7 protein-coding genes are annotated in these 9757 nt (G+C 41.6%); all 7 read left to right on the plus strand.

Annotated elements, in window-relative coordinates; genetic code table 11:
- The first annotated feature begins 285 nt into the window (after nucleotides 1-285).
- Nucleotides 286-1713 (plus strand): alpha-L-fucosidase, encoded by a 1428-nt coding sequence (locus VL121_RS20700; protein ID WP_325408520.1) that lies wholly within the window; start codon nucleotides 286-288, stop codon nucleotides 1711-1713.
- A 235-nt stretch (nucleotides 1714-1948) separates the two neighbouring features.
- Nucleotides 1949-4855 carry an excinuclease ABC subunit UvrA gene (gene uvrA, locus VL121_RS20705; protein ID WP_325408521.1) on the plus strand — a complete coding sequence of 969 codons (2907 nt, stop codon included), beginning with the start codon at nucleotides 1949-1951 and terminating at the stop codon, nucleotides 4853-4855.
- A 144-nt stretch (nucleotides 4856-4999) separates the two neighbouring features.
- Nucleotides 5000-5521, plus strand: a complete 522-nt coding sequence (locus tag VL121_RS20710) for a 5' nucleotidase, NT5C type (RefSeq protein WP_325408522.1) — start codon at nucleotides 5000-5002, stop codon at nucleotides 5519-5521.
- 72 nt (nucleotides 5522-5593) lie between these two features.
- Nucleotides 5594-6082: a hypothetical protein gene (locus VL121_RS20715; RefSeq protein ID WP_325408523.1), complete on the plus strand. Its 489-nt coding sequence runs from the start codon at nucleotides 5594-5596 to the stop codon at nucleotides 6080-6082.
- A gap of 167 nt (nucleotides 6083-6249) precedes the next feature.
- A complete protein-coding gene (locus VL121_RS20720) occupies nucleotides 6250-6804 on the plus strand; it encodes an RNA polymerase sigma factor (RefSeq protein ID WP_325408524.1) in 555 nt (184 codons plus the stop codon).
- A gap of 134 nt (nucleotides 6805-6938) precedes the next feature.
- On the plus strand, nucleotides 6939-7991 hold the full coding sequence (locus tag VL121_RS20725) for a FecR family protein (protein ID WP_325408525.1): 1053 nt from the start codon (nucleotides 6939-6941) through the stop codon (nucleotides 7989-7991).
- Between the two features lie 272 nt (nucleotides 7992-8263).
- Nucleotides 8264-9757: SusC/RagA family TonB-linked outer membrane protein (locus VL121_RS20730; RefSeq protein ID WP_325408526.1), on the plus strand; the 1494-nt coding region annotated here is incomplete at its 3' end.

A 9757-nucleotide genomic window follows, 5' to 3' on the forward strand; every position in this document is an offset into this window, starting at 1 on the left:
GAAAGAATAAGAAAAACTATGTGTACCTATGTGCCTATGATCCTATGCGTCCTGCAAAGAAGGGAAAAACACATAGACGCAGTAGAAACAAAGGATCACAATAGAAAGAATAAGAAAAACTATGTGTACCTATGTGCCTATAATCCTATGTGTTTAAATGATTCTATGTGTTTAGAAAACAAGAAACCGGAAATCTATCTGTATAATGGAATTTGCGATCTTCTCCTTTTTAATTTTATCTTTGACCGCCACCGGTTTCCTCCACTTTTTAATAACATATGCGAAATGAAATACTTTTTATTTACCGTTGTTTTATTGGGCGGTTGCTTCACGGGCAGCGCCCAGTACAAAAAATATGTTCAGCCTACCGATACCGCCGTATTGAATAGTATCGCCCGCTGGCAGGATATGAAATTCGGCTTATTTATGCATTGGGGAACCTACAGCCAGTGGGGCGTTGTGGAAAGCTGGAGCATTTGCCCGGAAGATGAAGGATGGACGCAACGGAGAGGCCCATATGCAGACAATTATTTTGAATATGTAAAAGCGTATGAAAACCTGCAAACCACTTTCAATCCTGTACAGTTCAATCCGCAGAAATGGGTAAACGCGGCTAAGCATGCGGGTATGAAATATATGATCTTCACCACCAAGCATCACGATGGTTTTAGCATGTTCGATACCAAAGAAACCGATTATAAAATTACAGACAGTAAAACACCCTTTTCAAAAAACCCGAAAAGTAATGTAACCAAAGAGATATTTACTGCATTCAGAAACCAGGGGTTTGCCATAGGCGCTTATTTTTCAAAACCCGACTGGCATAACAAAGATTACTGGTGGCCTTATTTTCCACCTAAAGACAGGAATGTAAATTATGAGCCCACGAAATATCCCGAACGCTGGGAATCATTTAAAAGTTTCACCTATAACCAGATCAAAGAACTGATGAGCGAATATGGTAAAGTAGATATCCTTTGGTTAGATGGCGGTTGGGTGCGACCGTTATCTACTGTTGATACAACCGTGGAGTGGCAGCGGGGAATAAAAACCAACCAGGATATAGATATGAAACGGATCGCTGAAATGGCAAGGAGCTATCAGCCCGGATTATTAATTGTAGACAGAACCGTGACTGGTCCGTATGAAAATTACACTACACCCGAGCAGGAAGTGCCGCATGAATTGTTACCGTATCCATGGGAAAGTTGTATTACTATGGGCAACTCGTGGAGCTATGTGCCCAATGATGAATATAAGTCTGCACACAGGATCATTCAGATGCTGATACAGATCGTATCGCGCGGGGGAAACCTGTTGCTGAATATTGGCCCCGGTCCAAATGGCGACTGGGATCCGGTAGCCTATGCACGATTAAAGGAAATTGGCGAATGGATGAAAATAAACGGCGAAGCGATACACGGCTCCAAACCCTTAGCGCCTTATGAATCGGGCAACATACATTTTACCCAGGCCGATGATGAAAAAACGCAATACGCTTTTTACTTGTCAGATAAAGATGATGTTGCGCTTCCGGCACAAGTGACTTTGCAAAAATTTGAAGCCCCCGCCAAAGCTAAGATCAGTTTACTGGGCAGCGGTGCAAAGCTCAAATGGAAAGTAGAAAACGGCAATACCATCATTGAAATTCCTGCCCTCGTTAAAAGCAAGTGGAACGGTAAGCATGCGGTGGTGTTTAAGATGATGAGGTAGGTGAATTTGAAAGTTTGAAAATGTGAGAATGTGGAAATATGAAAATGTAGCAATTTGATAATGCAAGAATGTGAGAATACGGCAGCGTAAAATGGGCATTGAAAAGGACGCAATTTTCAGTTGCTGAACAAAACAATAAACAACAAACTATAAACTTTCATAGTGTGAAAAGTAATTTAGATTAAGATACTTTGCTACTTTTTTTAGTATATTCTTAGTATCTTCGCTACCTTTTATGGCAAAAGCAAAACAAAAGGCAGTGCCGGTTACCGATATCGCGGCACCTGATCATGAATATATAGAAGTGTTTGGTGCAAGGGTACATAACCTGAAGAATATAGATATCCGCATTCCTAAAAATCAACTGGTGGTTATTACAGGTATCAGCGGCAGCGGCAAATCATCGCTGGCATTTGATACGATCTATGCTGAAGGGCAGCGGCGGTATATGGAAACCTTTGGCGCCTATGCCCGGCAGTTCATCGGCGATATGGAAAGGCCCGATGTAGATAAGATTACCGGGCTTTCTCCTGTTATTTCTATAGAGCAAAAAACCACCAATAAAAATCCGCGTTCTACTGTTGGTACCGTAACGGAAGTATACGATTTCCTCAGGCTTTTGTTTGCCCGCGCGGGAGAAGCGTATTCCTATAACACCGGAAAACGAATGGTAAAATGGAGCGAGGAAGAGATCGTTGAGAATATTTTTAAAAGGTTTAAAGGGCAAAAAATTTCCATCCTGGCTCCCCTGGTGAGGGGACGTAAAGGGCATTACCGGGAGCTGTTTGAAGACATACGGAAAAAAGGCTTTTTAAAAGTAAGGGTAGATGGCGAAATAAAAGATCTGGCTCCTAAAATGCAGGTTGACCGGTATAAAATTCATGATATAGAAGTGGTAATTGACCGCCTGAAAACCGATGATGAATTTAAAGTACGCATCAGCCAGAGTGTGCAGCAGGCATTGCGTTTGGGTAAAGACCTCCTGTTTGTAAGTCCGGTTAGTGATGCCGGCTCAAAAACAACTACTCCTGAAGCCGCTTATTCCAAAATGCTGATGTGTGAAGAAACGGGCATTTCTTATGAAGAGCCATCACCCAACAGCTTTTCTTTTAATTCACCTTATGGCGCTTGCCCTGTTTGTAAAGGATTAGGCGCTGTTTACCAGGTGAACATGGATGAGGTAATACCTAATCACAACCTCAGTATTAATGAAGGAGCCGTTGCTCCGTTAGGCGAAGAACGGGAGGCCTTTGTTTTTAGACAGGTGCAGCAGCTTGCCAAAAAAAATAAATTTAGTCTCGATAAGCCGGTGAAGGATTTGCCGGAGAAAGTAATGAACCTGCTGTTGTATGGCGATGCGGCCGGCACGGTGGAAATGGATATGAATTTTGACGGAACCGGAAGTAACGGGCAGGTATATGCGACCGAATTTGAGGGTGTTGTGAACCAGTTAAAAAGATGGTTCGCCGGCGGATCCAGTGAAAGCGTGCAGCAATGGACGGAAAAGTTCATGGAGCTCAAGCCCTGTGCTGCCTGCGGTGGCGCAAGACTTAAAAAAGAAAGTTTGTGGTTTAAGGTAGATGGGAAAAATATTTCGGAACTGGGTGCTTTAAATCTGAACGCTTTAATGCAGTGGTTTGAAGAGATAGAAGAAAGGCTTTCCAACAAGCAAAACGCTATTGCCAAAGATGTGGTAAAGGAAATAAGGGAAAGGCTGAGCTTCCTATTGGATGTAGGACTCACCTATCTTACACTTAACCGTCCTTCACGTACATTAAGCGGGGGCGAGTCGCAGCGGATAAGGCTGGCTACACAAATAGGGTCGCAGTTGCAGGGCATCACCTATATTCTTGATGAACCTTCTATTGGCCTGCATCAGCGTGATAATCATCGTTTGATAACGGCCCTGCAAAATCTGAGAGATATTGGCAACAGCGTGCTGGTGGTAGAACACGATAAAGATATTATGCTGGCGGCGGATTACCTGGTGGATATTGGGCCCCGTGCGGGCTTTTATGGCGGTGAAATAGTTGCCCAGGGCATACCCGCTGAATTGCTGAAATTAGATACCTTAACCTCCTCCTATCTTAACGGGCACAGGCAAATTAAAATTCCGGAGGAAAGGAGAAGAGGAAACGGAAAAATACTCGAATTAAAAGGCGCCAGTGGAAACAACCTGCAAAAAGTAAATGTAAAATTTCCACTGGGAAAGTTTATCGTGGTAACGGGGGTAAGTGGCAGCGGAAAGTCAACATTGATCAATGAAACATTATATCCTATCCTCAGTAAACATGCTTATGGCTCCAGGGTACAACCCTTGGAGTACGCATCTGTAAAAGGACTGGAGCATATTGATAAGGTAATTGAAATTGACCAGTCGCCTATTGGCAGAACCCCGCGCAGCAACCCTGCTACCTATTGCGGGTTCTTTACCGAAATCCGCCAGTTGTTCGCATCGGTTCCCGAAGCTAAAATTCGCGGCTATCAACCGGGGCGTTTTTCCTTTAATGTAAAAAGCGGCAGGTGCGATGTGTGCGAGGGCGGCGGCATGCGTGTAATTGAAATGAATTTTTTGCCGGATGTATATGTGCCATGTGAAAAATGCCAGGGTAAGCGGTATAACAGGGAAACGCTGGAGATACGGTATAAAGGAAAATCCATCAGCGATGTGCTGGATATGACGGTAGATGAGGCGGTGGATTTTTTTCAGAATGTGCCTTACCTGTACCGCAAAATAAAAGTATTGCAGGATGTGGGGCTGGGTTATATAACTTTGGGTCAGAATGCAGTTACGCTCAGCGGCGGTGAAGCGCAGAGGGTAAAGCTCTCTACCGAACTGGCTAAAAAAGATACCGGCAAAACGTTTTATATTTTAGATGAGCCTACCACAGGATTGCATTTTGAAGACATACAGCATCTACTCGCGGTATTGAATAAATTAGTTGACCGGGGTAACACTGTGCTGGTTATTGAGCATAATTTAGATGTGATTAAAGTAGCTGATCATGTTATTGATATTGGTCCAGAGGGCGGAGATGGCGGCGGACGGATATTATTTGAAGGAACGCCTGAAGCATTAACTATATGCGGGGAGAGTTACACCGGTAAATTTTTGAAAGAAGAGCTTAGCCATAAAGGTTAACCGGGGAGGCCCGCTGTGGGTGCCGCCTGCCTGCAGGTCTTCACCGCGCAAAAAAATAAATTAATGCCGCAATTTGGCAAGCGGTAAATAGTCAGTGTTTGAAGTTTTATTTCAAATTTCAGATCTTAAATCTTAAATTATAGCGTGAAAAGAATAATTATTGATATGGATGAAGTGATGTGTGATACGATGGGTGCAATGGTTGCCTGGTATGAAAAGGAATACGGGCTGGATGTAGATTATACTAAAATGAAAGGATCGTGGCAACTGGGTTTTCCGGAGCAGCATAAGATGATCATACATGAAAGGTTGTTCAGCCGGGGGTTTTTCAGAAACCTGGCTGTAATGGATGGATGCGTGGAAGTGATAAAACAACTGAATGAGCGATACGAGGTATTTATTGTATCGGCAGCAATGGAATTCCCCAATTCTTTAAACGATAAATTAGACTGGCTGAATGAGCACCTGCCTTTTTTAACCTGGCGGCAAGTGGTGTTTTGCGGCGATAAGCGCATGATTGAAGGCGATTACATGATTGATGATCATACACGCAACCTTGTTCATTTTAAAGGGAAGCCCTATTTATACAGCACCGTACATAATGCCGCGGAAACAGGATATGAAAGGATCAATAACTGGAAGGAGGTAGCGGAGATATTTCTATAGTATTTTTGATTTTCTGATTTTTAGATTTATGGCATCAACGATCAAATGATCTAACTTCAGTAATAGTGGCATATGGATATTACCGACATGCATAGTTTGCCCGAATGGGATGATCACCGGATGCTGCAACGCCGGTATGAAGGGGAGGAGTGGAAAATGGCGCCCCAAATGGAAGCGGCAAAAAACTTATATAATAAATGGCGGGATATTTTTTTATATGTAGAATCTTATTGTGAAACCCTGCAGGATTCCAAAGAATATGATCACGCAGAAAAAAACAAAGAACTCATCTGGCAAAACCTTTTTATTGTAGCGCCTAAAATCATTGGTGCAGCGGGAATTGATCAGTATGTGCAGAAAATGGAAAATGCTTCCATTATACGCAATAACTGCCGTGAACTGATGGAGCAGGTGAGCTTTACCGCCATGGTAGGTGCAGGCGAAGAACAATATGCCGAAGCCATTGAAATCGAAATGGACATCTTCCGCGAATTATTTAAAACCTGGGTGGCCACATTCGTAAAAGATGACTACGAAGATGAATGGGGGCTGTTTGTATGATTTTCTCTTTCAAATAGCATAGCATATTCGTACAGGTTTACACTCATAATAGTATTTTCAACTATATTGTTTATAACATTCTGTGTGATTAACAGGGTTTTTCTTAAATTCATTTTCTAAATGTTAATTAATTGCTGGGTGCTTGTAGAAATAATGAAAAAGAATTGATGCTTCGCATTTCCAACGATGATGCACAGGCATTTACTGTTCTTTTTAACCTTTATAAAGACAAGGTTTATACCATCGCCTTTAAATTAACCGGGTCAGCTTTTAAATCGGAAGAAGCAGTACAGGACATATTTATGAAATTGTGGATAAAGCGAAAGGAACTGCCTGAAGTGGATCATTTTACTGCATGGTTCTATACCATTACCCGCAATCATCTTTTTTCTTTAATCAAGCGCAAGGCTGCCCGAGAAAACAGAGAAATTATTTTTGCGAATAAAATGCCTTCTATTTGTAATAATACTGATGAAAAACTGCTTCTTGAGGAAACAGAAGAACTTTTAAAAAAAGCGCTTTATCTGTTGCCTCCACAACAAAACAAAGTATATCGGCTTATTAAAGAATGTGGAATGAAGAAAGAAGAAGTTGCTATTGAACTAAAACTTTCAACTGAAACGGTTAAGGTTCATCTTGCCAAAGCAATGAAAAATATCCGCAACTATTGTCTTGCCCACATGAATAATCCATTAATATGGATTCCTCTCTTCTTTTTTTAAAATAATTGACTCCACAGCTAACCCTTTCTTTCAGCGGCAGAGTCTCATTAAAGGGAAGCATTTGTATTCCCTAAACAAAAGGGTTGCATGCAGGCTCATAAATATATTCAACTAAATAATTCAGATCCTTCTATATGTTCCAGTCCCGCTTGGCTTATTTATTTACCACGTATATTAATAAAGCGCATACTCCTGAAGAAAAAGCCGAGTTGTTCAGGCTGATTGAAGCAGAAGGTTTGGATTCCGAGTTGAGGGATCTGCTTGATGAAATGATAAGCAACACGGAAGCAGAAATGTTATTGCCGGAAAAATCCGGTGATATCATTTTACAATCAATCATTGGCAACCAGGCAAGACATGCGGTAAAACTACCCGTACACGACAGAAAAAAGATAACGTCTGTATGGCGAAATATTGCGGCAGCTTCGGTGATACTAATTGGGTTGTTGGCGTATTTTATTTTCCCTGTTAATAGAAATGGTGAAGCCGATGGCGCTGGCAACCTGATGGACGGAAATTTTTCAGAGCTACTTGTCAGTACAACTACAGGCGAAAGAAAAAACATACAACTGGCGGATGGAACACAGGTTTGGCTTAGTCCTTCCAGCAAGATCGAATACCCTGCATCATTCCGTGGAGGTTTGAGAGAAATAAAGCTTTCTGGTGAAGCGTTTTTTGAAGTAGCTCATGATGCGGACCACCCTTTTATTATTCACAGCGGCAACATAGAAACAAAAGTATTAGGTACATCTTTCAATATACAGGCTTACGATAATCAGGAGGAAATAGCTGTGATGGTAGTAACAGGCAGCGTAAATGTGGCTAATACAGATAAAATTGAGAACGTTGAACTTATTGCCAACCAGCGTGCCGTTTTTCACAGAAATACAACAGAACTGGTAAAAGAAAATACCAATGCCGTTGATGCACCGAATATGTTAAAACGCAAAGAAGGCATGTTTGTGTATAAGAATGAGCGGTTACAGAAACTAATAGATGATTTGCAGGAGTATTTTGGTATAGGTATTCAGGTGGACCAAACGATAAAGGAATGCAAGGTTACAGCAAATTTTTACATTACCGATGATCTTCGGGACATATTGGAACCCATTGCCATCATGGTAAATGGCAACTTCCATAAAAGCAACAATGAGTTTGTTATTGAAGGGAAAGGATGCCCTGAATAAAACAAATGAGTATCCATACCAGCAGCCATTTAAGTATCATTTTTAATAAAACGGCAATATGCTTATGAATCAATTACATCATCATCCCACGTAAGTATATATAAAACCCGGATACACCATGTACCCGGGCATATATTATACGCTTTGCAAAAATTGTAGTAAATCCGAAAGTTGTCGAAGGCCAACGGATACTACGCATTTATAACATATAACTATTCAAAAATATGCAAAAAATTTGTATAGGCAGGACTGTACCTATAATAATAAAACTTATGCGATTATCCCTGCTTGCTGTGATTGTGCTGTGTAGTTCCATAATGTCTCTGTCGGCTGAGAGTGTGAGCGGACAGGAACTGCTTAATAAGAGAATATCGATTTCGCTGAAGAATGAAACGCTTTTTGGTGCTTTAGAAAGGATAAGGCGGCAGGCAGATATTCAGTTTTTTTATGCAGCAAACATTATAGACCCCTCAGATAAAGTTAACATTACCGCAAAAAAAACAAAACTGCGCGACCTTTTAACGGAGCTGCTTGAACCATATATGCTCTACTATATTGTATCCAACGATAAAGTAGTTATTCGTAAGGCTATTAACCTGGTAACAACACCTGTACATGAAAATGCAGGTACGGTATTAAATGCCACAACACCATCACTGGAATACAATAATATTGACGTAAGCGGACGTGTTATGAACAGCCTTGGTGAGTACCTGTCTGGAGTAACGGTTCAGGTAAAAGGAGGAGGTGCAGCTACCAAGACAGACATGAATGGTTTCTTCCGCCTCTCTGTGCCGGAAAACAGTATACTGGAGTTTACCTATGTAGGATACATGAAAGAAGAAATATCTGTGGAAGGACGTAATTCCTTTGTCGTGGTGATGAAGCCGCTGGATTCAAAATTGGAAGAAGTAGTTTTAGTAGGGTACGGAACCCGTAAAAAATCCGACCTTACAGGCGCGGTAGGGACAGTGCGGACTGAAGCACTCGCGGAAAGGCCTGCAGCATCTTTAAATCAGAATCTGTCTGGTAGAATAACAGGGGTGAATGTTTCTTCCAATTCAGGAAGGCCTGGTGGCAGGGCTAATATTCGTGTAAGGGGTGCAACTTCTATAAGCATCTCCAATAATCCCTTATATGTTATAGATGGGGTAATTTTGAATGCCACTGATTTACAAAACGGAAGCACGCCTATTGATTATATTAACCCCAATGATATAGCATCCATTGAGGTGCTGAAGGATGCGTCTTCAACTGCCATTTATGGTGCCCGTGGTGCCAACGGTGTAATACTTGTTACAACCAAAAGAGGTTCAACCGGAGGTGGCAGATTAACATATGATGGAGATTTTAGTATTGGTGTTGCACCAAAAAAATTAGCTGTTCTGAATGCAAAGGAGTTTTTAGAAACAGAAGAAATAGCCTATGCCAATGCTCAGAAGTACGATCCTGTTGGCTGGGCCTCTGGAACAAAATATGTTGATCCCCGCACAAAGAGAACTAACCCTTTGTTATTTGATGAGAGTGGGAATCCACTTTACGAAACAGACTGGCAGGCAGAAACTTTCAGAAAAGCCTTTACACAAAACCATCAATTGGCTTTTACAGGTGGCAATGAAAAAGGGAGTTATGGCGCCTATTTAAATAATCGTACAGAAAATGGTATCGTAAAAGGGTCGTGGATAAAGCGTTATGCAGCCCGTTTCGTTTTTGACTCGCAAATTAAAGATTGGCTTAAAATGGGTGGTCACCTTGGCTACACTGAT

It is taken from the genome of Agriterribacter sp., from assembly GCF_035497235.1.
GTDB lineage: Bacteria > Bacteroidota > Bacteroidia > Chitinophagales > Chitinophagaceae > Agriterribacter.